Annotated in this window: 19 protein-coding genes; 14 read left to right on the top strand and 5 right to left on the bottom strand. The window is 41.3% G+C overall.

The annotated features are described in order from the left end of the window. Positions 1 to 36: 36 nt before the first annotated feature. From H6G75_RS02385 to H6G75_RS02360, 6 genes are all read left to right on the top strand, one after another. The gene (locus H6G75_RS02385; RefSeq protein ID WP_062297988.1) at positions 37 to 402 is read left to right on the top strand and encodes a response regulator transcription factor; all 366 of its coding nucleotides are present in this window, start codon (positions 37 to 39) and stop codon (positions 400 to 402) included. Positions 403 to 415: 13 nt separating this feature from the next. Further along, positions 416 to 946, top strand: coding sequence for a chemotaxis protein CheW (locus H6G75_RS02380; RefSeq protein ID WP_190978405.1), 531 nt, complete (start codon positions 416 to 418; stop codon positions 944 to 946). Positions 947 to 962: 16 nt separating this feature from the next. Continuing rightward, positions 963 to 3863 carry a methyl-accepting chemotaxis protein gene (locus H6G75_RS02375; RefSeq protein WP_190978404.1) on the top strand — a complete coding sequence of 967 codons (2901 nt, stop codon included), beginning with the start codon at positions 963 to 965 and terminating at the stop codon, positions 3861 to 3863. Between the two features lie 122 nt (positions 3864 to 3985). After that, positions 3986 to 9121, top strand: coding sequence for a response regulator (locus H6G75_RS02370; RefSeq protein WP_190978403.1), 5136 nt, complete (start codon positions 3986 to 3988; stop codon positions 9119 to 9121). Positions 9122 to 9396: 275 nt separating this feature from the next. Further along, positions 9397 to 11487, top strand: coding sequence for a prolyl oligopeptidase family protein (locus tag H6G75_RS02365; protein WP_190978402.1), 2091 nt, complete (start codon positions 9397 to 9399; stop codon positions 11485 to 11487). 95 nt (positions 11488 to 11582) lie between these two features. Next, positions 11583 to 12182 carry a Uma2 family endonuclease gene (locus tag H6G75_RS02360; RefSeq protein ID WP_190978401.1) on the top strand — a complete coding sequence of 200 codons (600 nt, stop codon included), beginning with the start codon at positions 11583 to 11585 and terminating at the stop codon, positions 12180 to 12182. Positions 12183 to 12276: 94 nt separating this feature from the next. Here H6G75_RS02360 and H6G75_RS02355 read toward each other — a convergent pair whose 3' ends face one another. Next, entirely contained in the window at positions 12277 to 12561 is a 285-nt protein-coding gene (locus H6G75_RS02355) for a DUF427 domain-containing protein (RefSeq protein ID WP_190978400.1), read from the bottom strand. A gap of 181 nt (positions 12562 to 12742) precedes the next feature. Between H6G75_RS02355 and msrB the strand changes: the two genes are divergently transcribed. Further along, positions 12743 to 13237: a peptide-methionine (R)-S-oxide reductase MsrB gene (gene msrB, locus H6G75_RS02350; RefSeq protein WP_190978399.1), complete on the top strand. Its 495-nt coding sequence runs from the start codon at positions 12743 to 12745 to the stop codon at positions 13235 to 13237. A gap of 65 nt (positions 13238 to 13302) precedes the next feature. Here the strand turns inward: msrB and H6G75_RS02345 are convergent, their stop codons facing one another. After that, positions 13303 to 15069, bottom strand: a complete 1767-nt coding sequence (locus H6G75_RS02345) for an alpha/beta hydrolase (protein WP_190978398.1) — start codon at positions 15067 to 15069, stop codon at positions 13303 to 13305. Positions 15070 to 15404: 335 nt separating this feature from the next. On the opposite strand from H6G75_RS02345, the gene H6G75_RS02340 reads away from it, so the two are divergent. From H6G75_RS02340 to H6G75_RS02330, 3 genes are all read left to right on the top strand, one after another. Continuing rightward, positions 15405 to 16772 (top strand): cytochrome P450, encoded by a 1368-nt coding sequence (locus tag H6G75_RS02340; protein ID WP_190978397.1) that lies wholly within the window; start codon positions 15405 to 15407, stop codon positions 16770 to 16772. A 96-nt stretch (positions 16773 to 16868) separates the two neighbouring features. Continuing rightward, positions 16869 to 17588 carry a 16S rRNA (uracil(1498)-N(3))-methyltransferase gene (locus H6G75_RS02335; RefSeq protein ID WP_190978396.1) on the top strand — a complete coding sequence of 240 codons (720 nt, stop codon included), beginning with the start codon at positions 16869 to 16871 and terminating at the stop codon, positions 17586 to 17588. A gap of 300 nt (positions 17589 to 17888) precedes the next feature. Next, positions 17889 to 18980 carry a tol-pal system YbgF family protein gene (locus H6G75_RS02330; RefSeq protein ID WP_190978395.1) on the top strand — a complete coding sequence of 364 codons (1092 nt, stop codon included), beginning with the start codon at positions 17889 to 17891 and terminating at the stop codon, positions 18978 to 18980. 4 nt (positions 18981 to 18984) lie between these two features. On the opposite strand, the gene H6G75_RS02325 is transcribed toward H6G75_RS02330, so the two are convergent. Next, positions 18985 to 19422 carry a hypothetical protein gene (locus tag H6G75_RS02325; protein ID WP_190978394.1) on the bottom strand — a complete coding sequence of 146 codons (438 nt, stop codon included), beginning with the start codon at positions 19420 to 19422 and terminating at the stop codon, positions 18985 to 18987. A gap of 471 nt (positions 19423 to 19893) precedes the next feature. Here H6G75_RS02325 and H6G75_RS02320 point away from each other — a divergent pair, with 471 nt between their 5' ends. Then, entirely contained in the window at positions 19894 to 20550 is a 657-nt protein-coding gene (locus H6G75_RS02320; RefSeq protein ID WP_190978393.1) for a triacylglycerol lipase, read from the top strand. A gap of 134 nt (positions 20551 to 20684) precedes the next feature. On the opposite strand, the gene H6G75_RS02315 is transcribed toward H6G75_RS02320, so the two are convergent. Beyond that, the gene (locus tag H6G75_RS02315) at positions 20685 to 21119 is read right to left on the bottom strand and encodes a VOC family protein (RefSeq protein WP_190978392.1); all 435 of its coding nucleotides are present in this window, start codon (positions 21117 to 21119) and stop codon (positions 20685 to 20687) included. Between the two features lie 342 nt (positions 21120 to 21461). Here H6G75_RS02315 and H6G75_RS02310 point away from each other — a divergent pair, with 342 nt between their 5' ends. The 3 genes from H6G75_RS02310 to H6G75_RS02300 all read left to right on the top strand — a co-directional run bounded on the left by H6G75_RS02310 (position 21462) and on the right by H6G75_RS02300 (position 26125). Further along, complete coding sequence (locus H6G75_RS02310; protein ID WP_190978391.1) at positions 21462 to 22259, top strand: TIGR00297 family protein; 798 nt, start codon at positions 21462 to 21464, stop codon at positions 22257 to 22259. A gap of 456 nt (positions 22260 to 22715) precedes the next feature. Continuing rightward, complete coding sequence (locus H6G75_RS02305) at positions 22716 to 23474, top strand: peptidylprolyl isomerase (protein WP_190978390.1); 759 nt, start codon at positions 22716 to 22718, stop codon at positions 23472 to 23474. Further along, positions 23423 to 26125 (top strand): peptidase domain-containing ABC transporter, encoded by a 2703-nt coding sequence (locus tag H6G75_RS02300; RefSeq protein WP_190978389.1) that lies wholly within the window; start codon positions 23423 to 23425, stop codon positions 26123 to 26125. The genes H6G75_RS02305 and H6G75_RS02300 overlap by 52 nt, the downstream gene beginning before the upstream one ends. 133 nt (positions 26126 to 26258) lie before the next feature. On the opposite strand, the gene petJ is transcribed toward H6G75_RS02300, so the two are convergent. Further along, entirely contained in the window at positions 26259 to 26603 is a 345-nt protein-coding gene (gene petJ / locus H6G75_RS02295) for a cytochrome c6 PetJ (RefSeq protein WP_062297964.1), read from the bottom strand. Positions 26604 to 26762 lie beyond the last annotated feature (159 nt).

Below are 26762 nucleotides of genomic sequence, written 5' to 3'. Positions count from 1 at the left end.
ACAGGAACGTCTACATCAGGAGGTAGATAAACATTTATGAGTACAGTTCTGATTGTGGAAGACAGTCTCGCACAGAGGGAGATGATTATTGACCTCCTGAAAGCCACTGGTTTAACAGTCACTTATGCCAGTGACGGAGTAGAAGCGTTGGAGGCCATTCAAACCGCTCCACCAGACTTGGTGGTATTGGATATTGTCATGCCACGGATGAACGGCTACGAAGTGTGTCGGCGGTTAAAATCTGACCCCAAAACTCAAAATGTCCCTGTAGTTATGTGTTCTTCTAAAGGTGAAGAATTTGATCGCTACTGGGGAATGAAACAGGGGGCGGATGCTTATATCGCCAAACCGTTTCAACCAACAGAGTTGGTAGGAACAGTCAAACAACTCCTGCGAGGATAAGGATGAAAATTATATGATGAGCAAACCGGACTTTTTAGGTGGCACTGGTCAAGACCACTTCCGCCCGGAATTACAAGTAGAAAGTCCTGAAGGTGAGTTACATTTACGTTTTTATATTCCCTCGCATCAGGAGTTTGCCCTACCAGCTACTGGTATTCGAGAAGTCTTAGAATTAAGCCCTGATAGAATTACCCCGATTCCTAATGCTTCTCCTTTACTTTTGGGTACTCTAAATTTACGAGGTCGAGTAATTTGGGTGGCAGATTTGGGTCAATTTCTGGGCGAAGGAACTGCGCTAAATACTGATAGAGCAGAAATCCCAGTAATTGCCATTGAGGAGCAGGAAACAATAGTCGGTTTAGCAGTCGAGGAAGTCGGCGGTATGGATTGGCTAGATGTACAAAATCTGATGCCACCAACAAATCTACCAGATACGATGGCTCCCTTTTTACGTGGCGAGTGGTCATTAGGTACTAAGAACAACCAGTGTTTAAGATTACTTGATCAAACGGCGATTGTGCGGAGTGCAAGGTGGGCAGGATGATATTGGGAGGGAGCAAATGGCAGCAACAATAGATGATTATCTAGAAACATATCAGCAGGCTTGTACAGCCTATGCGGAACAAGACTATGAATTCGCTGCTACCTTAGTTGATCAGGTAGTACAAAATGTACCAGATGACCCTAACTGCCATTTATTAAGGGGTCACGTCTACTATGTTTTGCAGCAGTACGATGTTGCCAAAGCCGAATATCAAAAAGTATTACAGTTGACTGATGATCCCGAAATCATCAGTTTTGCTAAAAATGGTCTGGAGAATATCAATCAATATTTACAACCATTAGAAGAACAAGCGATTCCGAGTGAGATTGATGAGTCAATTGAGTCAATCAGCTTGACTGGGCTGACAGGGATTTCTGATCCCTCAGAGATGGATACATCAGACTTACAAGACTTAGACGCATTTGCTAATTTAGACAGCCAAAGTTTGAATTTTGATAGCTTGGCAGAACCTCAATCACCATCGAACCCATTTGATATTCCCACTGACAGCATTATCATGCACAAAACGGTTGAAGAGTCACCTGCGGTCATAGATGATCCTTTTGCTGTCAGTCTAGATAACCAAAATGCCGAACTCAATCACAGTCCAGAAGAAGAAATTGCTCTAGATTTACCAGCTTTTTGGCAAGAAGACATATCTGTCATCAATTTAGATGATTCCAGCATTGCAAATAACCCCTTTAATAGTGGGACAAATGTAAATCAAGCCAGCTCACCCTTCGATAGCAATAGCGTTGATTCTCCGTTTGCACCAGATAATTTACTCTCAAGTAATATTTTAGATACTGCTGAGGATGTGGTAGCCGCAGAAAAGTCTTTTGAGCCAAGTATGGCAAGTTTAGACACGAAAATGGGTATTCTGGATGAAACTTTACCAAAATCGCCAGAAGATATCCCGAATGTGGACATAAAAACCAATCAAGATAATGTCTTTGCTGCCCAACCAAGTAATTGGTTAGAAAAAATAGAATTTCCGGATAATTCTACAAATACCAACTCATCTGTTAACGACGATTTTTCTTTGCAAAACTCTCCTTTAAAAGCTGGCACAACTTTAGACACCAACTCGTTTGATGGTGATGATAATTTTGATTTTGAAGCCTTTGAGTCTGCCTTTGGCTCAGATGAATTTAGAAGCACTGAGGATACCAACAGTATGCTCAGTAGTGAAAATTCTAAAAGTAATATTGAGTTTTTAGATGACTTTGACGAATTTGACGACCTTGGTAATATTCCGGGGTTTGATTTAGCAGACTCGGATATGAGCTTTGGGGATGTGGTACTGTCTGGTCCATTGGAAACCAACAGTAGTCCCCGTAGTAAGTCGAATGAACCTATCCCGAATAATGGCAGTAGCGATCGCGATGAAGAACTATTCACCATTACAGGGTCGCAAGAAGCTGTCCCGATATTTACGCAAACAGATGTGTCAAAATTAGACCCAGTAGCCAGTGTAGAGCAAGGCTGGTTAGCCCCCCTCGAAAATGCTTCTTTGGATATGAAGCCTTTTTTAGTAGCTGGAACTGTGGGAATTTTCTCGGCAATGGTGGTAGCTGTGGTCAGCTTTGGGGCAACTTCTTTTTCCGAACCCCAACAGCGAGCATCCATTCGTAACACAGGCTGGGCGATGTCCCTGGCGGCTGGAATTTCTGGGTTTGCCACGGCTGCTTTTATGAGCAATCTCACCCTGAAGCAAATTCGCCGTACTACCAAGGATTTACAAAGTCAGTTTGATGCTGTCCGCCAAGGTAATCTCAATGTCCAAGCCACCGTATATTCCGAAGATGAATTAGGTTTATTGGCTACTGGCTTTAATGAAATGGCGCGGGTAATTTTTACTACCACCAATGAAGCCCAACGCAAAGCCGATGAACAAGAAGAAGCCAAAGAAAACCTCCAACGGCAAGTAATTCGATTGCTAGACGACGTAGAAGGGGCAGCTAGAGGTGACTTGACAGTGCAGGCAGAGGTGACAGCAGACGTACTTGGAGCCGTTGCTGATGCCTTTAACCTGACAATTCAAAACTTGCGCGATATTGTCCAACAGGTAAAAGTCGCCGCGCGGGAAGTAACCAAAGGCGCAACCAATTCTGAAACCTTTGCCCGTGCCTTATCTAGTGACGCTTTGCGCCAAGCGGAAGAATTAGCCGTCACCTTAAATTCGGTGCAGGTGATGACCGACTCAATTCAACGGGTGGCAGAAGCGGCGCGAGAAGCTGAAGCCGTTGCCCGTGATGCTAGTAGCATTGCGCTCAAAGGTGGGGAAGCAGTAGAAAACACCGTAGCGGGGATTTTAGAAATTAGGGAAACTGTAGCGGAAACCACCCGTAAGGTGAAACGTTTAGCAGAATCTTCCCAAGAAATTTCTAAGATTGTGGCGTTAATTTCCCAAATTGCCTCCCGTACCAACTTACTGGCACTCAACGCCAGTATTGAGGCAGCTAGGGCAGGTGAGGCTGGACGGGGATTTGCAATTGTGGCTGATGAAGTCCGCCAGTTGGCAGATAAATCGGCAAAATCTTTGAAAGAAATTGAACAGATTGTGATGCAAATCCAAAGTGAAACTGGTTCAGTAATGACAGCAATGGAAGAAGGCACACAACAGGTAATTAAAGGCACAAAACTGGCGGAAGAAGCCAAGCGATCGCTCGAAAATATTATTCAAGTAGCAAACCGCATTGATATTCTTGTGCGCTCAATTACCAGCGACACCGTAGAACAAACAGAAACCTCCCGTGCTGTCGCTCAAGTTATGCAATCAGTAGAACTCACAGCCCAAGAAACCTCCCAAGAAGCACAACGAGTTTCTGGCGCACTCCAAAACCTCGTGGGTGTGTCCCGTGACTTAATCGCTTCCGTTGAGCGTTTCCGCGTGGACACCTTGGAATCAAAGTAAAAAGGCAAAAGTAAAAAGGCAAAAGTAAAAAGAAATATCTACTTTTGTGCTTTGTCTTTTACCTTTCAATTTGCCGTTGCCTTTTCTTTTACCTTTTAACTTTTACCTTTTAACTTGTGACTATGCTGCCGGAACAACAACAGCGGATTTTAGGTTACTTTATCGAAGAAGCGCGAGACCACCTGAACACCATTGAACAGGGGTTGCTAAATCTGCAAAGTACCTTGAACGACCCGGAAATGATCAATGAAGTTTTTCGGGCAGCCCATTCTATAAAAGGCGGCGCAGCGATGCTGGGTTTAACCAGTATCCAGCATACATCTCACCGTCTGGAAGATTGCTTTAAAGTTCTCAAAGAACATCCAGTGCGGGTTGATGAAAAATTAGAGTCTTTGTTTTTGGGTGTAGCTGATACTCTGAAAGCTTTATTAGAACATTTGAGTGGCCCTTACGGACTTTCCGAAGAAGCAGCCAATAATTTAATGTCGGAAGCTGAACCTGTATTTAAATGGCTAAATGAACATTTAGACTTGTTGGTACAAAAAGGCGGTGCAGCCGAAGATGGTCATACTATCATCCAAGCTGCCCATATCGAAACTGTCAGTACGCTGACCGAGATTTTCCGGCGCGAGGATATTTCCGCAGCGACAGAAGACACCCAAATTTCCGCGCCAGCATTACCAGCACCGGAAAATACTTGGAGCGAATTCCAAAACCAGGTGCTGCAATCGCTCCGACAAATGTTGCAACTGTTTAAGCAACAAGCAACATCAGAATCACGGCAAAATCTTCAGCAGTGCTGTAGCCAGTTAGAAAAACTCGGACAAAGATGGAATTTGCCTAACTGGTCGAGTTTATGTCAAGCGGCGGCTAATGCAATTTGTAATAGTGAAAATACTTATCTGACCTTAGCCAAAATCGTGATTACTGAGATTAAACAAGCTCAGGAATTAGTTCTGCAAGGGAGAGATGCTGAAATTACCATTAGTCAGCAGTTAGAAGCACTGCTGAGTTTTCCTGAACTGGAGTCTTTTTCTTTAGACTTTGATTTATTGGACAATGCAGCGCCAGCCGAGACAGAAACCCCAATTATCAACACCGGCGCAGATGAGGAAGTTTCACTGATTGCTAGTGTCCAACCAACAGATAGTGTTATCAGCTTGACGGATTTGAATGAACAGCTGAATCAAGATCAAGCTGCAATTCATCCGGCTGATGAAAATGGGGTCAATTTGCTGTTTAGTGAGGGCGAAGATGAATCATTGACTGTGGCGCGAATTGATCATCACGGCCCAGAGGTGGGAATAGCAGAATTAAATACTTTAGCGGATTTATTTGAAGGAGAGACACCAGAATTAGATGAAACTTGGCAGCAGGAAGAAATTCTGGAGATTCATCCCATCAGTGATTTAGAAATAGATATTACTGAAGATCCCACAGCAGATCATGATAGTGATTTAGATGATCTTCTGTCTTTAGATCATAACTTGGCTGACTCATCAACCAGTAATCTCGACACGAGTGAAGACCTGGGACTTTTATTTGGCGATCATTTCTTAGAAAAAGAGCCTTCAGCATCAACCACAGCACCAGAAACTCAGGCAGATTCTAGTAGTGTTAGTAATCCAGATGTCGATGAATTATTAGCATTGACTGGAGATGAGCCGCAACACTCAACTACAAGCGAAGTTACTCAACCAGCAAATCCAACCCATCCAAATAGTGAATTATCTGCGACCCAGCAAGACATTTTAGATGAATTATTCCTGGAAAATGCTGAAATCAGTACTGATCATCCAGAAATTGAGTTATCAAATTCTGAACCCAACGCTTTATCTTTAGATGGTTTATTTACGGAAGGGGCAGAAAATACCCTCATACCCACAGAGGAGTCAGGCATTGGGGATTTATTTGAGAGTCCATCTGGTACAACAAATTTATCCCAGACAGAAGATGATTTGCATAACTTCTGGAATTCCTCCACAGAGGTAGATACAACTTCAGAATTTGAGCATGGTTTAGAAGAAGATGTTGCTAAAGCGTTAGAAGAAAGTTTATTTGCGGCGGCGGCTTCTGGGGAGATTTTTGTTGATTTCTCAGATACGAGTTCGGCAAATATAGGTGACTACCGAGATGAGTTTGACATAACTTTTCTCCAGTCAGAATTAGATTTTGATGTTGACCAAGAGGATGATTTATTTGGTAATATTAAGCCGCCTGTTGTGAGCGATCGCGCTGGATCATCTTCAGAAATTCACAGTTTTACCCAAGAACCAGAGGCATTAGATGTCAAGCCTGAATTTACCGAAAAATCACCACAATCCGAGGCTGTTGATGCCCAAAATTTTGGTGACTTGGAATTAAATCTTTTTGATGATCTAGAAACAACGGCAGAGAATGAAGCAATTACTTTAGATGATTTAGAAGTAAAAATTCATGGCACTTATATTCAGTTAGATAGTTCCGATAGTCCCAATTTTGATTTGTTTGGCGATATGAGCCTTGGGGAAACTGCTGAGTTATCTGCCCAAGAACCAGTGGTTAATCAAGATGCAGACTTGAATTTATTCGATGATTTATTAGCTACAGATATTAGTGAATTAGATCCAGATTTAGATAGATTACTGGCAGAAACAGAAATTATTGATTTTTCCCAACTACCTAGTTTTGATAATTTACTCGATGATTCATTTGTAACTGATAATAATCAATCAGAGACAAAAGAACCAAGCGTTAACGATAATTTTGATTTATTTTCCAGTAATGACATGCCATCTGCCAGTAATGGCGAGGTAGGATTAAAGCTAGAAGTTTATGAAAATATTAATGAGACAGTTGCCGTTGATGTATTAAGAGAAACAACAGAGTCGCCAGAATTATTATTAGAAATTCTTGAAACCGTAGAAGATACACCAACAGTTGAACCATTAGCAGCAGAAAGCATTGCAACTCCAGAAAATACAAATCAAGAATCAGCCGCAGAAGATGACTTCGCGGATTTAGAAGCATTATTAGGTGAAGAATTACCGAATCATGATGCAGCGATCGCCTCTGATGATTTTGCCGCTTTAGAAGCGTTATTAGGTGGCAACAAGCAGACCCCTCAACCTCCTGCACCAGAAATTCATCACACTAATATTCAAGAATTTCCTGCCGCCACAACTAATCATAATCCTGCTAACGCAACACCAGCCCCACCAAAATTAGACGATGAATTTAGTGATTTAGAAAAACTCCTGGCGGAAGCAGATAACACCATAGCCCACACATCACAAATTAAACCCAACACAGGTAAAGCGCCTCGTACGGGAGGAGGACGACGCAGATTTGAAGAAACAATGAAAGTGCCAGTTAAACAACTGGATGATATGAGTAATTTAGTTGGGGAATTAGTGGTGAATCGCAACACCTTAGAACAGGATCATGAACGGTTGCGACAGTCACTAGATAACTTGTTAATTCAAGTGCAGCAGTTGTCCGATGTGGGCGCGAGAATGCAAGAATTGTATGAGCGATCGCTCTTAGAAGCTTCTCTCTTAGCCAGCCGCAACAAACGAGAAGCTCAAATCCAATCTTCAGAACCTGATACTGACCGAGGTTTCAGCGAATTAGAAATGGATCGGTTTACGCCGTTCCACACATTGTCTCAGGAAATGATTGAATTGATTGTACGAGTACGAGAGTCAGCGAGTGACATCGACTTTGTAACCGAAGAAACTGAACGTGTCGCTAGACAATTCCGCCAAGTCACAACGCAATTGCAAGAAGGTTTAACCCGCGCCCGCATGGTGCCATTTTCCCAGGCAATTGACCGTTTGCGGCGCGGTGTGAGAGATAACGCGATTAAATGCGGTAAACAAGTAGAGTTGGTAATTGAAGGTGGCGATACTTTAATTGACAAGATGATTTTAGATCATCTCACCGATCCGTTAACCCACATGTTGAATAATGCGATCGCACATGGAATCGAAACTCCCGAAGAACGACAAGCTGCGGGTAAACCACCAGTGGGCGAAATTACTATTCGCGCCTTCCATCAAGGAAACCAAACCGTTATTTCTGTGGGTGATGACGGTGCAGGTATCGACCCCGAAAAAGTGAAAGCTAAGGCCGTCAGAGTCGGGATGATTACCAAAGAACAGGCAAGAAGCATCTCGCGGATGGAAGTTTATGATTTGCTTTTCCAACCGGGCTTTAGTATCAAAGATAAAGCCGATGAAATTTCTGGTCGTGGCGTAGGGATGGATGTGGTGCGTTCCGAGATTAGTGAAATTCGCGGGACGGTGAATACAGATTCCGCCATTGGTAAAGGTACAACATTCACGATTCGTCTACCACTGACATTAAGTATTTGTAAAGCCCTGTGTTGCGTATCCGATAAAGCGCGAATTGCCTTCCCGATGGACGGTGTGGAAGATACTTTAGATATCCCGGCTAAGAACATTCAACATAATGCTGATGGCCAAGCATTTATTTCTTGGCGGGATACAGTCTTACCCTTCCGTCCGTTAAAAGAACTGTTATCTTTTAATCGCCAGTTGAGTCGCGGTAATGTTTACGGTGGTACAAGGGATGATGATACAGTTTCAGTGGTGGTGGTGCGATCGGGTAATACGTTAATTGCTTTACAAATTGACTTGGTACTCAGTGAACAAGAAATTGTAATTAAGCAATTTGAAGGGCCAGCACCAAAACCCATCGGTGTAGCAGGTGCTACGGTTCTCGGTGATGGTCGAATTATGCCAATTGCTGACGTGTTGGAAATTATCGACATCTTCCAAGGACGGATATCTAAAAATGCTGGTGGTACTGCTTGGCAGCAAAAAGTTCCGCCTAACGTTACAGAAACTCCGGCTGAGAAAATTGATCCAACTGTACTCATTGTTGATGACTCAATTACAGTTCGAGAATTGTTATCTTTGACCTTTAATAAAGCAGGCTATCGCGTTGAACAAGCCCGTGATGGTCAAGAAGCTTGGGATAAACTGCGCTCTGGACTACCTTGCGATATTGTATTCTGTGATATTGAAATGCCCCGTTGCGACGGACTGGAGTTACTATCACGCATTCAAAAAGATTCCAGCTTGAATCAGTTACCTATCGCTATGCTAACCTCACGCGGTGCTGACAAACACAGACAAATGGCAATTCAACTTGGTGCTAGTGGTTACTTCACTAAGCCTTATCTCGAAGAAGCCTTACTCGAAGCTGCTGTCAGGATGTTGAAAGGGGAAAAATTAGTTAGTAGTAGCAGTTAGAGACATAGCGTATTGGTTAACAAAGTCCTCAAAGCTAAGTAGCCTGGGCGGAGTGTAAGTCATACTGTTTTTACTAGATGTAGCTCTGTTCTGAATCTACTATTTCTATGATGAAATTGCTTGCCAGGATTGTCCGATTTTTTGTAACTTTTTTGACCATAGTTTTGGTGTGTTACTGGAGTGTGCAGCCTGGGATTGTACCTGTAGCTTTAGCCAGCTACCACAAGCTGGAGAAATCTGATTACCATGTACAGAGAAGAATGGTATCCCCAACTATGTCAACAGCAAAACAGATTACATATCCAGCTACCCCCAAAAGCGAACAAGTGGATAACTACCACGGAACTGTCGTTGCAGATCCTTACCGTTGGTTGGAAAATTCTGATTCTGAAGAAACGAAAGCTTGGATTGATGCTCAAAATAAGATTACTTTTGACTTTTTAGGTGAAATTCCGGCTCGTGACAAAATTAAACAACGCTTAACTAAACTTTGGGATTATGAAAAGTATGGTATCCCATTTAAAGAAGGCGAATCTCTGCAAGACGGTTCTACAGAACGCTATTTTTATTTCAAAAACAACGGGCTACAAAATCAAAGCATACTGTACACTTTAAAAAGTCTAGATGACGAACCGCAAGTTTTACTTGATCCAAATAAACTTTCTGCGGATGGAACGGTTGCTTTATCAGGATTATCAATTAGCGATGATGGTAAACTTTTAGCTTATGGTTTGGCAACTTCTGGTTCTGATTGGCAAGAATGGAAAGTCCGTGATGTAGCCACAGGTAAAGATTTAGCCGACCATTTGAAGTGGATTAAATTTTCAGGTGCATCTTGGACAACTGACAACCAAGGATTTTTTTACAGTCGCTATGATGAGCCAAATTCTAAAACTCAGTTAGAAGATGTTAACTATTATCAAAAGCTGTATTATCACAAATTAGGTAAACCCCAATCAGAAGACATTTTAATTTATCAACGTCCTGACCAAAAAGAATGGGGATTTGGCGGTGGTGTCACAGAGGATGGACGCTTTTTAATTATTTCTGTGTGGTTGGGAACTGACTCGCGCAATTTAGTATTTTATAAAGATTTAAAGAATCCCGATGCGGAAGTTGTGGAATTAATCAGCGAGTTTGAGGCAGATTATAGCTTTATTGATAATGATGATAGTGTTTTTTATTTCCGCACAGATTTAAATGCGCCACGGGGAAAGGTGATTGCCATTGATATTAATAAACCCGATAAATCAGCATGGCAAGAAATTATTCCCCAAAGTCAAGCGACTTTAGAAAGTGTCAATATCCTCAATAATCAGTTTGTGGCTGATTATTTGCAAGATGCGCGATCGCAAATTAAAATCTTTGACTTGAAAGGTGCATTTGTCCGCGAGGTAGAATTACCTGGAGTTGGTTCAGTTGGTGGTTTTGGTGGGAAACGTCATGATAAAGAGACTTTTTATAGTTTCACTAGTTTTACGACTCCAGGCACAATTTACCGCTACGATATGGTGACAGGAAAAAGTCAGTTGTTTCGTCAACCAAAAGTCGGCTTTAATCCTGATGATTATGAAACCAAGCAAGTATTTTATCACAGCAAAGATGGCACAAAGGTGCCAATGTTTATTACTCACAAAAAAGGCATTAAATTAGATGGGAATAATCCGACTTATCTTTATGCCTACGGTGGGTTTAATATCTCGTTAACACCGACTTTTTCTGTGAGTCTGTTGGTGTGGATGGAAATGGGTGGTGTTTATGCTATGCCAAATCTGCGTGGTGGTGGCGAATATGGCGAAGAATGGCATCAAGCCGGGATGAAAGAGAAAAAACAAAATGTCTTTGATGATTTTATTGCAGCGGCGGAATGGCTAATTGCGAATAAATATACCAGAACTACCAAACTAGCGATCGCAGGTGGTAGTAATGGTGGTTTATTAGTGGGTGCTTGTATGACACAACGCCCGGATTTATTTGGTGCAGCATTACCAGCCGTTGGTGTCATGGATATGTTGCGCTTCCATAAATTTACTATCGGCTGGGCTTGGACTAAAGAATATGGTTCACCCGATAATCCTGAAGATTTCAAAACACTTTATGCTTATTCACCCTTGCATAACCTCAAACCAAAGACAGCTTATCCTGCCACTTTAATTACTACCGCAGATCACGATGATCGCGTTGTACCTGCCCATAGTTTCAAATTTGCGGCGGCTTTGCAAGCAGCCCATCAAGGTGATGCACCAGTATTAATTAGAATTGAGACAAAAGCTGGACATGGCGCAGGTAAACCAACCACCAAAATCATTGAGGAAGCGGCGGATAAATGGGCGTTTTTAGTGCGGACTTTGGATATTAAGATTTAAACGCAGAGTATTGAGGGTGTGTTTCTGCAATGGTAGAACACACCTTTTTTGTTAGAGAACCAAGTTACACTGTTGAGTAGATATGGGTAAAAGCTATGCAAGTTACACAACAGCAATACTACACCCCAGAGGAATATTTACAGTTAGAGGAAGCGGCTGAATATAAAAGTGAATATATTGATGGACAAATAATTCCAATGGCAGGTGGAACAGTTAATCACGCTCGAATATCACTTAATCTTGGTTCGGTGTTAAATTTTGCATTTAGACAGCAAAATTACGAGGTATTTGTGGGCGATGTCCGTCTATGGATATCACAAAAACGGATTTATACATACCCAGATGTGATGATTATCGCAGGTGAACCGGAATTTTTTAACAATCGCCAAGATATTATTACTAATCCGCAAATTATTGTAGAAGTGCTATCAAAATCTACGAAAAATTATGATTATGAGGATAAGTTTGCGGCGTATCGCACAATTCCCACGTTTCAAGAATATCTCTTAATTGACCAATATCGAGTTCATGTAGAGCAGTTTTCTAAGATTGGGAAAAAACAATGGAATCTGCGAGAGTATGATGAAGAAGATAATGCGATCGCATTTGCATCTGTACCTTTTGAGATTTCCTTACAAGATTTATATAACAAAGTCAATTTTGATCTGGTTGAGCCGGAAAATGAAATCATCTGAACCAAGAACACAATGATTTATCAGCAAAAAAGGCTTATTCACTGAAACTTTGTAAATCATCCAGTCTCAGCAAATAAGCCGGAAGCGTATTCAATTAAGCTTCGACTTTTACACCTTTCCAGAAAGCGACGTAACCTTCAATATTTTTCGCTTTTTCCTTGGCGCTGGGATAGTACCAAGCAGCATCTTGATTAACCTGTCCATCAACTGCGATGCTGTAGTAACTAGCAACACCTTTCCAGGGACAAGTGGTGTGGGTGCTACTGTCTTGGAAATACTGCTTATTAATTGCGTCGGGAGGAAAATAATGATTACCTTCCACTACTATAGTCTTGTCGCTTTCGGCTAAAGTTGCACCGTTCCAGATTGCTTTAGGCATAATTGCGTTTTTGAGCAAAGTTTACACTTAATATTTTGACACTGTACTGCCTAAACTCCGAATCTGCTGTAATATTTTCCGTGGAAGTATGATGACAGTGAAAAAGCCAGCTTGTATGACTGAGAATGAGAAATCCCTAGTTACATTGAAATGTAATTAAGCAAAAACTCATAATAGATATATGAAAAAACGTTATTTTTTAGAGGCAAGTGCCGTGTTAGCAGGTGCAGCCTTATTATCCCAGTTTATTAATCCGAGGTCAGAAATCGTGACAAGTTCTAACACTGAGTTTGAAGTTACCAAATCTGAAGATGAATGGCGCAGTATTTTAACACCAGAACAGTTTCGTGTTTTACGTAAACATGGAACTGAACGGGCTTTTACAAGTTCTCTGGATAAGCAGTATGCGGAAGGTACTTATTTATGTGCAGCTTGTGACTTACCACTGTTTAAATCTGATACCAAATTTAATAGTGGTACTGGCTGGCCAAGTTTCTTTCAACCAATTGAAGGTGCGATCGCTACTACTGTAGATCGTTCATTATTCATGACCCGCATAGAAGTTCATTGTCGTCGTTGCGGTGGACATTTAGGCCATGTATTTCCTGATGGCCCTGCACCTACTGGTCAGCGTTATTGTATGAATGGTGTGGCATTGAAATTTATTCCGGCTTAATTAGTACAAATTAACCATAAGACACCCGATTGCTTAAAAATCGGGTGTTTGTGTTCATGACATTATTACCAAAAAATCATTACATAAAGCAACGACAAGCCAATATTTAATAACAAAAACCCAAAATGGGCTATGGAATAAGGTAGTTTTTTTAAGCGTTTAGTATGAGCAAATTCCCCAGTTATAACTTGAGATAATTCAGTCTGGCTGAGAGATTGAACCACATTTAACCCTAAAGTGAGACTAGAAATTTTTTGGGCGTAAGCGGGATGGAGATAAGAGACATATTGTGGCTGTTTGGCAATATAAGTCTGAAAAAATGGCACACTAAAAGCATTAATATAACGACGCGCTTGTAAAACATCACCAACTACATCAGCTGGTAATGCTATTTGTCCAGAACCAAGATTTCCCTCCCCAATAGTAGAAAAGTGAGTTCCACCGACAAGGGTGACAAGATATTTTTGGGGATTGCTGAACCAAGAAAAAGGTAAAATTTGCTCAAACAAAGCGGGTGCAACTGTATCATTGCTACTAGCAACAATCATCACTGGTGTTTTGATTTGGCTTAAACCAGTTTTGCCAAAAATAGAACTAGTAATTGGGTTGATAGCGATCGCAGCTTTTACTCGATTATCTTGTAAATTGTAATTAACAGATTGATGAGGTAATTCTAAGGCGCGACACTGAAATAATAAAGACATATTCCAAGTTTGTCGCAGCGCCTCAGTTGTACAATCTTGTTTGAGTTGGGCAAAATTAATTTTTGCCCCTGCCAAAGCCAAAGCTGTATAACCACCTAAAGAATGACCAACAACTCCTACTTGTTGTAAGTTGAGTTTACCTTGCAAGCGAGCATCTAATTTATTACTTTTTTCTAGCTGATTTAAGATATATTTAATATCTAAAGGTCGGTTTTGAAATTCATCGGCTGTAACTAATTCTGTAGCTTGTGCTTGTTGTTTGCTTTCGCTCCCTGGATGGTTGGGAACAACTACAGCAAACCCATAAGAAGCCAAATGAGTCGCTAAATATTGAAAGTTACTACTATCTGTACCTAAACCATGTGAAATGACAACTACTGGTGCAGGAAGTAAAATCTGAGGAAGATAAATATCAGTTAATAATCTGCGATTACGGGCGGAGTCAAAATAATTCAATGTATATTTTTGTGACTTCAATCTTCCTGGTTTTTGCAAATCTGGTAGTTGTGAGAAATTGCTAGGCTTGGGGATGGTGATAGCTTCTAGATTAGACTGTTTGGTAACTGTGGCGATCGCTTGATTAGTAGTTTTAAGTAACTTTTCTAGTTCTGTGGCAATTGTAAAACTACGCCCTAAATCAATACGAATAATGTTAGCCGGATATTTGCGTAAAAGATTTAATAACGTTAATCCTTCTGGTTCTGCAACTGCCAAAATAAACGCCGAACGCATTTCATCTAATATCGGTTGTGTCGGCGGCGATTTACTTTGAATTACTTCTGTAAAACGGCGGAGTAAAAATTCTCCTTGTGGTGTGGAAAGAAACTGTGACACCACCACCGGGCTAGATTTTACAGGTGTAATTAAAATGCCTCGTAATTTCTGAAACTGTTGTGCAGGAATATATTGCTGATAAATTGCTAATTCATCATCAATAATTCCTTTTTTGGCATAATTTTCTAAAGCAGTCACAGAAACAGAAAGCTCTAAAACTGAATATGAAAGATAAACGCGTTCTGCTGCTTTGACTGATGTATTAATTCCCAATATGGGTAACAATGTCGAGAGAAATAATAAGAGCGAATTTCTTTTCAGGGTGCTAACCCAATTCATCAATAAACTATTCATCGCTCAACTTGATTGGTGATGTTGCTTTACTGGATGTTGGCTTTGGTAGTTATCTTCGCACCCTACTGGAGTGAGCAAAAAAGAAAAAGCAGATGTTTCGCTTTCAGCCTCCTAAAACACTCGCAGAAATCATAACAAATCAGAAAATACTCTTGCCTCGGTATGTGTGATGTAGTAAGAAGAAATATTTTTTGAATAACTAGACTTTAAACTTCTCAAAATTTAGATATTTTTATACCTATCGATATAGTTAAATCCATCTTTGTTATGAAGACTTTTATACATCCACTGCACTAATCTACTTGAGGAGATACAAACTAAAACAAAGTTTTTCTATGTCTCAAGATGTATTTGAGTTATCAGCACCACCAGTTAATTCTATTGTTGGTCATTTACTAGAACTGGGACAAGACCCATTAGGGTTTCTCAGCCGCTGTCGTGATTATGGTGATATTATTCCCTTGCAGTTGGGGTTAACACCTGCTTGTTTAGTAACTAATCCTGACTATATAGAAGAAGTTCTCAAAAATCGCAATGATTTTATTAAAAGCCGAGGCTTACGTAGTTTAAAAACTCTTTTAGGAGATGGTTTATTAACAGCAGAAGGAGAATCTTGGTTTTGGCAACGTCGTCTCGCCCAACCAGTATTTCACCAAAAACGAATTAATGGATATAGCCAAATCATGGTGGAGTACGCCAAGCAAATGTTACAAACTTGGCATGATGGCGAAACCCGTGATATTCACGCAGATATGATGCGGTTGACGTTAGCAATTGTGATGATGTGCATATTTAGTGCTGAGGTGGATGCAGGTGAAGCCAAGGTGGTAGCTAATGCACTAGATGTCGCTATGGATTGGTTTGAGAGTAAGCGCAAGCAAAATTTTCTGGTGTGGGAGTGGTTTCCCAGACCAGAAAATATCAATTATCGTCATGCTATTGCCCAGATGGACGAAGCGATTTATAAACTGATTCAAGAACGTCGCCATAGCCAAGAAAAAACTCATGATTTGTTGACGATGTTAATGGAAGCGAAAGATGAACAAACAGATCAACAAATGGATGATAAATTGCTGCGGGATGAAGTTGCTACCTTAATGCTGGCAGGTCATGAAACTACAGCCAATACTTTATCTTGGACATGGATGCTTTTGGCACAAAATCTTGAAGTTCGGGAAAAATTACAATTAGAACTTGATCAAGTCTTGCAAGGAAAGTTACCCACATTAGAAGACTTAGGAAAGTTAGTTTATACACAGCAAGTCATCAAAGAATCGATGCGGTTATATCCTCCCGTATCTTTGATGGGACGAGAAGCCGCAGTAGATACCCAAATTGGCGATTACGAAATTCCCCAAGGTACATCAATTATGATTAGCCAATGGGTAATGCACCGTCATCCAAAATATTTTGAGAATCCAGAAGCTTTCCAACCAGAACGTTGGACACAAGAATTAGAAAAACAACTACCCAAAGGAGTATATTTTCCTTTTGGTGATGGGCCGAGAATTTGTATTGGGAAAGGTTTCGCTCAAATGGAAGCGGCTTTATTATTAGCTACTATTGCTCAAAGCTTCCAAATAGATTTAGTGCCAGGATATCCAATTGTACCGCAGCCTTCTATTACGTTACGTCCCGAAAATGGACTGAAGGTGAAAATCAAATCTCTTCGGGAGAGGGAACAGGTAACAGGTAACAGGTAACAGTTTATTGTTAGTTGCTTTTCAGGGAAAAGTTTAGCATCAATAATTAATTACCACAGATTCTTGCTTGTTTTCTCTGATCAAAAACAAATTAGCATGGCTCAACTACAAAGAATCGCGATCGCACCTGCTCAATTTCAACAAGACCAAATTTTACTGACACCCCAACAATTACATTATCTAGGGCGGGTCTTGCGTTTGCGTGAGGGCGATCGCTTTATTGCGATGGATGGGATGGGTAAATGGTTGTTAACGCAATTAACAGGAAAACAAGCTCAGGTTTTAGAAACTCTTTCCGTAACTACAGAATTACCTGTAACAATTACACTAATGATGGCATTGCCCAAAGGCAGTGGTTTTGATGAAGTTGTGCGCTGCTGTACGGAAATTGGTGTAACTTGTATTGCTCCAGTAATTAGCGATCGCACTCTTCTTCATCCGAGTCCCCAAAAACTCGAACGTTGGCGGCGGATTGCAGCTGAAGCGGCTGAACAATCAGAACGTGCTTTTGTCCCCACAATTTTAGAACCAGTGGCTTTTAGTGAGGCTTTGTCAACAGTTAATGGTCATAAGTATATCTGTGAAGCGCGGGGTAACTATCCTCACCTTCTACATTGCTTACCAAACAAAGAACAAAGAACAAATGACAGTGAACTAATTATTGCTACAGGCCCCGAAGGTGGATGGACAGAACCGGAAATTGCAAATGCGATCGCTTCTGGTTTTCAAGCTGTATCCCTCGGTCGTCGTGTTCTCCGCACCGTTACTGCACCCATCGTTGCTTTATCCTTAGTTACCGCAGCCTGTGAAGTATAAATGATATAGCAGGAGGCAGGAGGCAGGAGGCAGAAGGCAGAAGGTAAAAGTATTACTTTTCCTGCCATGCAACTTTGAAAAAAGTCCTAATCTCACGCGATGTGCGACTCATTCTTGAAACCCCTCTCCAAACCTCTCTCCGTTTCGGGGAGAGGCTTTGAATCTTGCTCCCCTTCTCTCGTAGGGAAGGGGTTGGTGGTTAGGTTTGAGAAAAAGTTGCACACCACGTAATCTCTATAACTACTGCTAAATATTGCGCTTAAACAACAAACGCGGGAATGCAGGGAGAAGGAAGGGAAAATGATTGAGCAGGTTGCGATCGCCTTTGACCGTAAAGATTATCACACTGCTGCCAAATTACTCCAGCAGTTGTCCAAAGAATCACCGGATAATCCTTGGGTGCAATTTTATATTGCCAGACTTTACGAAGTATCTAATAAACGACAAGATGCGGAAAAAATTTATCGCCAGTTATTGCGGAGTACAACCAACTCTAAAATAGTTTCGCAAGCACGCCAAGGTTTACAACGCCTCAAAGAAGTTGAACAAGAACAAAGACAACGCGCCATTGCTAAAGCTACAGCCGAACCTAACAGTAATGAACTAGGAATACTTGTTTTAGAGCCGTTGACCAATCAACAAAAGTCAACAGTTGCAGCGGAGTTCGCTCAAATTATGCAGCTAGACCCCTATACAGCCAGACTAATTCTCCCCAGTCGTAGTTGGCGGGTATATCGTTATGGCCAAGTAGGAGAGTTAAAATTTTATGGTGAACAGCTACAAGCAGCAGGAATTCCTTGTTTTTGGTCAACAATCAGTGCCGTTCAACAAATACAAGTTTATCAAGTTGAATATTTTTCGGAATCTGGTACACAAGCGACGGTTGTTTGTCGTAACCAAACTCATCAACTAGGTTCTCTGACTTTTAATTGGTCAGAAGTACAAGCCAGAGTTGCGGGACTATTACCAATTTTTGAAGAAGTAGTTGATTTGAATGCTCGTCATCAGCTAGAACGGAAAACTCAAACTCAAGATTACGCTCAGTTTTGTGATCTGCATTTACCAGGACGGCGTTGCATTCTGCGACTGTCTGATCAAAGTTATGATTTCCAACAAGGTGTAGAAATTGCTGCTCTAGCTAGTCAAAATACGATCCGCATTAACTGGAATCAAGTACTTAACTGGCTAGAACAGCATTTGCCCCAAGTGAAGCTTTGGTCAGATTTCACACCTTTTGCGGAGACGATTCTAGATCAAACGGAAATGTTAAGCAATATCACACCCAATATCAATTTACTGCGCCGAGAACCGACGAATTGGGATGCGGCTTTTCAGTTGTACAGTGGATTGGTGTTTAATAAATGCTTGGCGATCGCTAACAGTCAAAATTAAATCACTAAGCTTGGTTAGGAGTTTTAACTTGACTGGCCATATCCAAGAAAGAACTCATATTTGCTCCTGGACGGCGACGACCATTAGAAGCACCAGAAGGAGCTAAATATTTGGGTGCAAATGTAGTTATACCTGGTTCTTTCTTCGCAGCCACAGCAGTTGCAGGCGCTTTTGCTGGTTCAGCAGGCGCAGCTTTGCCATTTTGGGATGCTTTTACCGCTTTAGCCGCAGGTTTTTTGGCTGGCTCAGGCGCTGCTGTTGCTTTTGTACCGTTGGAAGTAGCTGCTGGTTTTGGTGTTTCTGCGGGTTTGGGTGCTGGTTTAACTTCTGCGCCACTTTCATCTAATTGCAGATAGTAGCCACCATTTTTTTTCTTCCCACCGAGCAACCCTGTAAAGAAGCCTAAAATTCCAGCAATTAAATTTTTGATAAAACCGAACATTAGAATTTCTCCTGCCTTCTATATTTCTGTAAATCTGACTGTAATGTTAAAAATTGCAGCTTAATGCTACATTTCTTTGCGCCGTACTATGACTTTGACTAGCTTGATAGTTGAGTGTTTAAGCAACACTGGCGTAAGACTACAGAGTAAATGTCTTTGATTTTGCAGGCGCTTGCAGCCTGTATTTATCAAGACTCATTATTAAATTTTACCGTTACCATAAGCAAGATTATGAAAGTTTGCTTAATAAAAATTAATATTACTCTGTGGAAGTAGGGAATAGAGAGTTGGCAATATTCTTTTTTCATGTTCGCTTCTGAGATTGTCTGATGAATCACAGAATGCTAAAAACACTAATTCCTAGCCCCCAGCCCCTAAATTCTAGCCAGTGGCTTGAGTGTCATAACTTATTCACAGACAACAACATAACTTAGCTAGATTTTTGACAGAATTATGCAAGCAAACCCGGCAATGAACGCAATTAATCAACCATACAACCCAGTCTTACTAATACACGGGATTGGAGATACAGAAGCAGTATTCCGCAAAATGAAAAATTACTTACAAGAGAAAGGTTGGTCTGTATATGCTTTGAATTTAGTACCTAATAATGGCGAAGTTGGTCTTGATGTGTTGGCACAGCAAGTAGCTGATTATATTGCCGCCACCTTTGAGCCAGAGCAAGCACTAGATATAGTAGGTTTTAGTATGGGCGGCATTGTCAGTCGTTATTATGTCCAACGACTAGGAGGTATTGAGCGCGTACAGCGATTGATTACTATCTCATCACCTCATCATGGAACTTATATTGCCTATGGTTCTTGGCGGCCTGGTTGTGAACAAATGCGTACTCACAGTAACTTCCTCAAGGATTTAAATTCTGATGCTGTGATGTTGAAGCAATTGAACTTTACATCAATTTGGACACCTTATGATTTGATGATTGTCCCAGCCAACAGTTCCCAAATGCCCATAGGTACAGAGGTAATTATCCCCGCAGCATCTCATCCTTGGATGTTAACCGACTCTAGAAGTTTAGCAGCAGTCGCCACAGCCTTAGCCGAACCAATGCGGAATTACTCACAAAAATTGTCGGTTGAAACTGGGTTTAGGGGTGAAAGAGTATAGGGTGTAAGGGTATAGGGTGTAAGGGTTTTGGCAAAACTATCTTAAGAAAAGCGAGTGCATCTCAAACCCTCTTTCCTCCTGCCTCCTGCCTCCTGCCAACTACAAATGTTTACACTGTTCTACCTAAGTCCTAATTAAGCGCGATCGCCAATTTGGCTATACTCCTCATAACTCCCAAAAATCGCCTCTGGGTAGCGGTAATATTTAAACTCCAGCAAATTATAAAAAGGATCTTCTAAAAAGAAAGTCCGATGTTCTAAAGGTGAACCCACAAAGCGATCTTTAGCTTCCTCCCTAAAAAAGAGTTGGTGCTTTTGTGCTGTTTCTAACAAACTTTCCCAGTCACTTTCTTGGGGAAAGATTAGCCCAAAGTGTCTAGGATATATCGTCCGTTGCCTTGTTAAAGGTTCTTTGGTAGTGTGTGCTACCAGTTGATGTCCGTATAGATTGAGAATCAAAGCATGGGGGTTTTCCCGTCCTGGAATACAGCCCAAGCCATCAACATAATAGGCTTTTGTCTGTTGGATATCACTCACAGGAAAAGCCAAATGAAATATAGGGTTATTCATAACATTTATTTTTTGTAGTCGCTATTTACAATTTATGCCCTGAAAACTTATTTGTGGTTAATTGGAACACAGTTTTATATTGCTGTTACTTATATGCTGTTAGCGATATTTACAGCCTGGAAAAAGAAAGTGGTGAGTAGAGTGTAAGTCCTCAATATGATTTACTAGCCTCTAGCCCCTGTTTTCGCCCACAATCTTGCCTGTTTTTTCTCTCGCTACTAGTAAAAGTAAGAAAATCTATGCACTTTTAGAATTACAGAATGAGGAATAACATCTCAGGTTTAAAATTAGCTATTCTGTTGGTATGCTGGCAATGACAACACCACTTGTGATTCACTGCTAATGTTACCTTTACTAGACTCTGCGAATCCCTGGTTAGTGGGAGTAGGATTAAACGCCGTTTTATTGGGTTTAGTTGCGATCGCTCCTAAAAAGCTGCTGACCCCAGCTGGTATATTTCATGCTGGGATACTGGGTGTCATCGTTTGGGGAACATTGGGTTGGCAGGGGTATTTAGTAGTGGGATTTTACTTCTTGGTGGGTTCAGGCGTGACGCGCATTGGTATGGCACAAAAGGAAGCCCAAGGTATAGCCGAAAAGCGTTCTGGTGCCAGAGGCCCGGAAAACGTCTGGGGTTCAGCCTTAACTGCGGCGTTATGTGCTTTGGGTGTAGGGGTAATCAATTCAGGATGGTTGATATCTGATTCCCAATCTTTAGTTCCCAATCCTGTATCTTTGCTGTTGTTGGGCTATGTGGCGAGTTTTAGCACCAAGCTATCTGACACATCAGCCAGCGAAGTGGGGAAAGCTTATGGGCAAAAGACTTTTTTGATTACCACACTCCAACCCGTTCCCCGTGGTACAGAAGGTGCAGTGAGTTTAGAAGGAACCTTAGCAGGTGTAGTGGCATCGATCGCGATCGCCTTGGTAGGCTGGGCAGTAGGATTGATAGACTTATTAGGGATAGTTTGGTGCATCTTAGCAGCGTTCATTGCCACCAATTTAGAAAGTGTCATTGGAGCCACACTGCAATCTAAATATACTTGGCTAACAAATGAACTGGTCAATATTTTAAATACATTAATTGGTGCGATCGCTGCCATAATTTTTGCTTGGTTGTGGAAAATTGCGATCGGCTAGTACAACAAGGAAAAAGGCAAAAGGAAAAAGAAAGAATAGTTATACCACAAGTCTTTTAGCAATTTCTTATGGTTTGTTTATTTCCGCCGACCTGTACTAGTTACCCAGTGAAATTTCAGTATATTTTTAGGCAACTCATTCCAGTTTGGTTGTCATAATTTCCCATTTGCACTCAAATCAAAGCATGAACAACGCCAAATCAAGTATTTGCTTCCAGATTTTGCAGTGTGAGGATGGTGAACACTCACACCCCTAAACTCTTATGTCCTCACAAAACAAATACTCTGGTTCATCAAACCCTGATCTTCATCCTGCATTAGTTAATAGCATTGTGGATTTGAGATTTTAGATGGGTAATTACAGTCTCAGTCTGACTTTTAGCCACTCCATCGGTCTGAATCTGTTTTCCAATCTTCCTAAAATATGAACTTTTAGCTGTTTTTCTTGAGTTATTTCATGGAATCTTTATCATTTCTGTCAATAAATGATCATCCACTCCCAATCACACAGGCAGTAAAATATCTCCAAGCTTCCGGCAAACTATCCCAGTTTATTGGTGATATTCTCCGGCAGTACGTGATTGAGCAAGAAATTCAAACTAGAGATGATTTAGATATCAATCCAGCTTTAACCGAACAAGCAGTTATTGACTTTCGTTTAAAAAATCAACTCACCCAACCCCAAACTTTTCAAGAATGGTTACAAACGAATGGTACAGATTATGAAACATTTCATAAATCAATTACATTAGGTTTCAAACTAGAAAAACTCAAAACGTTAGTTACACAACCTCACATTCCTGAATACTTTATTGAAAGAAAAATTTATTTAGATCGTGTCGTCATTTCTCGCATTCTTGTTGATAGCCAAGAACTTTGCGAAGAACTCAGAACCCAAATCGAAGAAGGAGCCAGCTTTGAACAACTAGCCAGAGAATATTCCCTAACAGACGATCGCATAATGAACGGCATGATGGGAGCAATCAGCCGTGGCACCATGCCAGATACATTGCGGGCAGCGATTGATGTTGCTAGTTCTGGACAATTGGTGGGGCCAATAGAACTAGAAGGACGTTATGGTTTGTTTCGAGTCGAACAATTTCTGCCAGCGTCTTTAGAAGATACTCAACTCCAACAAGCATTACAAAATGAGTTATTTGAAAAATGGCTAGCAGAGAAAATTCAAAAGCTAACAGTGAAATTACAGATGGGTTAACAAATCTGGATCATGAATCTTTAGAAATTAACGCTATAGCAGAAATACCTTGGCAGCAAGGGCCTTTATGTTGGCTAAGTAGCGAACAACAAGCCAGATTACGAAATCAGTTAGTTATCCATCGTTACCAATTAGGAGAAAAAATCTGGTCAACGCAAAAACGCGGCTATCAATACTATATAGTCTCAGGCAAAGTCAGACTCAGACAAGAACAAGATAGCAAAGCGATCGCCGCCTTACAAACAGGAGATTGGTTCGGCGACCTCTACAAAATCGCCATAGATTGCAAAGCCATAGCCGCCAGTAAAGAAGTCATCGTAGCTTGTTGGGACAGTTCCCTGTGGACAGAATTTAGCACTCCCGAAATTGAACAATTCTTCTCTGGTTCCCCAACCGAAGCTGCACCCAGCAATTCTGAACCCCAACCCAGCCTCGAACCACAACTGCCCCTACCAGCCACAACTGTTACTCCTGAAACTCAGCCACCAACTCTCCAAGAATTACTCAACCGCACTCCAGACACTTCCAATTATCCCTTTACTGCACACAGTAATACCGCAGCCGCCTGTCTGACAATGGTGGCGCAACACCTAGACAACCCTGTGCAACTGGAATGGGTACAGCGCCAACTGCGCGGACAAAGCCCCAAACATATCGTCGAAGCTGCCGAAAAACTGGGACTAGTATTGCGACGACTCCAAGTGAGTTGGGAAGAACTACCTAAACTTTCCTTTCCAGCTTTGATGTTATGGCAAAACGAAAATCAATCCCAAGCAAGTTGGGTGGTAGTTTACGCTATCAAAGGCTCCCGCTTAATTGTGGCAAATCCCCTTAATCCAGGGCAAATCTGTGAAATTCTGCCCCAATCAATTGTCGAAACTGTGTGGGATGGGCAACTGTGGCAAGTAGAACTAATTAATAAACATGAAAAGTTCAACCTCAGTTGGTTTATTCCCGCCGTCTGGAAATACAAGGGATTATTAGGGGAAGTTTTACTGGCATCCTTAACCTTACAACTGTTTGGGTTAGGTACACCCTTAATTACTCAAGTCATCATCGATAAGGTGATGGTGCAAGAAAGTTTGCCCACCCTGGACGTGATGGCTATAGCGTTATTGTTAATTGCTTGCTTTGAGGCGGTGCTGGGTACTTTACGCCTCTTCATCTTTACCCATACAGCTAGGCGCTTAGATTTAAGCTTGTCGTCGCAGCTATTTCGCCACCTGATGCGTTTGCCTTTAGCTTATTTTGAATCTCGGCGGGTGGGTGATACTGTTGCCCGTGTTCAAGAACTCGAACAAATCCGGCAATTTCTCACAGGTACGGCTTTAACAGTAATCCTCGATAGCATCTTTGCCGTTGTTTATTTGGCATTGATGTTTTACTACAACATTCCTTTAACTTTTGTCGCCTTGGCAGTGTTGCCATTATTTGCCACTTTGACAATTTTTGCCACGCCAATTTTACGCAACTGGCTGAACGAAACTTTTAACCGCAGTGCCGACAGTCAATCGTTTTTGGTAGAGACAATTACAGGTATTCATTCTGTGAAAGCCCACGCGGCTGAACCAGTAGCGCGGGAACGTTGGGAAGGTTTATTTGCCCGATTTATCCGTACTGGGTTCAAAGCCTCTACAACATCTAATATCAGTACTAATATTGGCGATTTCCTCACCAATTTTTCTACCTTACTAATTCTCTGGGTGGGTGCAAAGTTAGTAATTGACCAAAAACTCACTATTGGTCAGTTAGTAGCTTTTCAGATGTTATCTGGTCGGGTGACACAACCACTATTACGTTTGGTACAACTGTGGCAAAATCTTCAACAAGTGTTGCTCTCTGTCGATAGAATTGGTGATATTCTCAACACTGCCCCAGAAGCAGAACCAGGTACAGGATTAGTTTTACCAGCATTAAAAGGGCAAGTCACTTTTGAACAGGTATTTTTCCGTTACCAAGCCCATACTGAACCAGTATTACGCGGCATTACTTTTGATGTCCAGCCAGGGCAGTTTATTGGCATAGTCGGGCGTAGTGGTTCGGGTAAAAGTACGCTGTCCAAGTTGTTGCAACGCTTGTATCAAATTGAGTCAGGACGCATTTTAATTGATGGCTTTGATATTAAGAGTGCTGATTTAGCATCACTGCGGCAACAAATTGGCGTAGTTTTGCAAGAGGACTTTTTGTTTAATGGTTCGATTCTAGAAAATATTACCTTGGGCAATCCCAATATTACGGCGGAACAGGTAGTAGAAGCTGCGAGATTAGCTGTAGCCCATGATTTTATCAGTCAATTGCCATTCGGTTATGAGACTAATGTGGGAGAGAGAGGTACAGCTTTATCTGGTGGACAGCGCCAACGTATTGCTTTAGCACGCTTGTTTTTATCCGACGCTCCGATTTTAATTTTGGATGAGGCGACAAGTGCTTTAGATAGCGAAACTGAACAACAAGTACTCCAAAACCTCCAAAAAGTTTCGGCAAATCGCACAGTGTTTTTGATTGCTCACCGCTTTGCCCCACTTAAACGGGCTGATTTAATTGTGGTGATGGAGAAAGGCGTAATTGCTGAACGGGGTAATCACACGCAACTTTTACAGCAGAAGGGTTTGTATTGGTCTCTTTATCAGCGTCAACAGGCTAATGTTTAGGTATAAGGTAAAAAGCAAAAGGCAAAGATTTCAATTCCTAGAGTAAAAATCTTGTGGTATAAAAACTCTTTCTTTTTACTTTTGCCTTTCTACTTTTACCTTGTTGTACTAGTCCCTAGACCCTTTTTCACATCTACCATCCTTGTTCGGCTTTTTGAAAAACGTAAGCAGCTACATCCAAAATTTCTTCGGGTGTTAACTTATTTTTGAAGGGGGGCATGGCATTTTTGCCATTTTGGACTTGATGAATAATTGCCTGAAGGGAGTCGGTGTTATAGTCTGCCAAGTATTTTGATAATGCTTCTTTGTTTAGGGTTTTTTCAGCAACGAGAATGTTACCACCACCTATGTGACAAGAAGCGCAATTGGCACTAAAGATTTTGGCACCGTTTGATGTTTCGGCGGCTAGTGCTGGATAAGTAAATGTTAATTGGAAAAGCGCGATCGCTAGAAATAAAATTAACAACAGTCTTCTCAAGTTATTCTCCAGACTCTAGCGCCTAAATAGAATTCTCATCTGTACTTTGACTGCTACATTTTATCAGTTTTGCATTTAAATAAAATTAGCGGTGACGAGTCAATATCTAAACATCGCTAGGCGCTGTTGAGAATTTTTGGCGGAAATCAAACTCGTCAC

Origin of the sequence: Nostoc sp. FACHB-280, from assembly GCF_014697615.1 — a bacterium.
Taxonomy (GTDB): domain Bacteria; phylum Cyanobacteriota; class Cyanobacteriia; order Cyanobacteriales; family Nostocaceae; genus Nostoc_B.
This window is presented reverse-complemented; position numbering and strand designations above follow the sequence as displayed.

Excerpts from the sequence above, each read along its gene's own strand:
- H6G75_RS02375 (WP_190978404.1), top strand. The coding sequence starts at position 963 with ATGGCAGCAACAATAGATGATTATCTAGAAACATATCAGCAGGCTTGT.
- msrB (WP_190978399.1), top strand. The coding sequence starts at position 12,743 with ATGAAAAAACGTTATTTTTTAGAGGCAAGTGCCGTGTTAGCAGGTGCA.
- H6G75_RS02365 (WP_190978402.1), top strand. The coding sequence starts at position 9,397 with ATGTCAACAGCAAAACAGATTACATATCCAGCTACCCCCAAAAGCGAA.
- H6G75_RS02385 (WP_062297988.1), top strand. The coding sequence starts at position 37 with ATGAGTACAGTTCTGATTGTGGAAGACAGTCTCGCACAGAGGGAGATG.
- H6G75_RS02315 (WP_190978392.1), bottom strand. The coding sequence starts at position 21,119 with ATGAATAACCCTATATTTCATTTGGCTTTTCCTGTGAGTGATATCCAA.
- H6G75_RS02340 (WP_190978397.1), top strand. The coding sequence starts at position 15,405 with ATGTCTCAAGATGTATTTGAGTTATCAGCACCACCAGTTAATTCTATT.
- H6G75_RS02370 (WP_190978403.1), top strand. The coding sequence starts at position 3,986 with ATGCTGCCGGAACAACAACAGCGGATTTTAGGTTACTTTATCGAAGAA.
- H6G75_RS02345 (WP_190978398.1), bottom strand. The coding sequence starts at position 15,069 with ATGAATAGTTTATTGATGAATTGGGTTAGCACCCTGAAAAGAAATTCG.
- H6G75_RS02325 (WP_190978394.1), bottom strand. The coding sequence starts at position 19,422 with ATGTTCGGTTTTATCAAAAATTTAATTGCTGGAATTTTAGGCTTCTTT.
- H6G75_RS02330 (WP_190978395.1), top strand. The coding sequence starts at position 17,889 with ATGATTGAGCAGGTTGCGATCGCCTTTGACCGTAAAGATTATCACACT.
- H6G75_RS02380 (WP_190978405.1), top strand. The coding sequence starts at position 416 with ATGATGAGCAAACCGGACTTTTTAGGTGGCACTGGTCAAGACCACTTC.
- H6G75_RS02335 (WP_190978396.1), top strand. The coding sequence starts at position 16,869 with ATGGCTCAACTACAAAGAATCGCGATCGCACCTGCTCAATTTCAACAA.
- H6G75_RS02300 (WP_190978389.1), top strand. The coding sequence starts at position 23,423 with ATGGCTAGCAGAGAAAATTCAAAAGCTAACAGTGAAATTACAGATGGG.
- H6G75_RS02305 (WP_190978390.1), top strand. The coding sequence starts at position 22,716 with ATGGAATCTTTATCATTTCTGTCAATAAATGATCATCCACTCCCAATC.
- H6G75_RS02310 (WP_190978391.1), top strand. The coding sequence starts at position 21,462 with ATGTTACCTTTACTAGACTCTGCGAATCCCTGGTTAGTGGGAGTAGGA.
- H6G75_RS02355 (WP_190978400.1), bottom strand. The coding sequence starts at position 12,561 with ATGCCTAAAGCAATCTGGAACGGTGCAACTTTAGCCGAAAGCGACAAG.
- H6G75_RS02320 (WP_190978393.1), top strand. The coding sequence starts at position 19,894 with ATGAACGCAATTAATCAACCATACAACCCAGTCTTACTAATACACGGG.
- H6G75_RS02360 (WP_190978401.1), top strand. The coding sequence starts at position 11,583 with ATGCAAGTTACACAACAGCAATACTACACCCCAGAGGAATATTTACAG.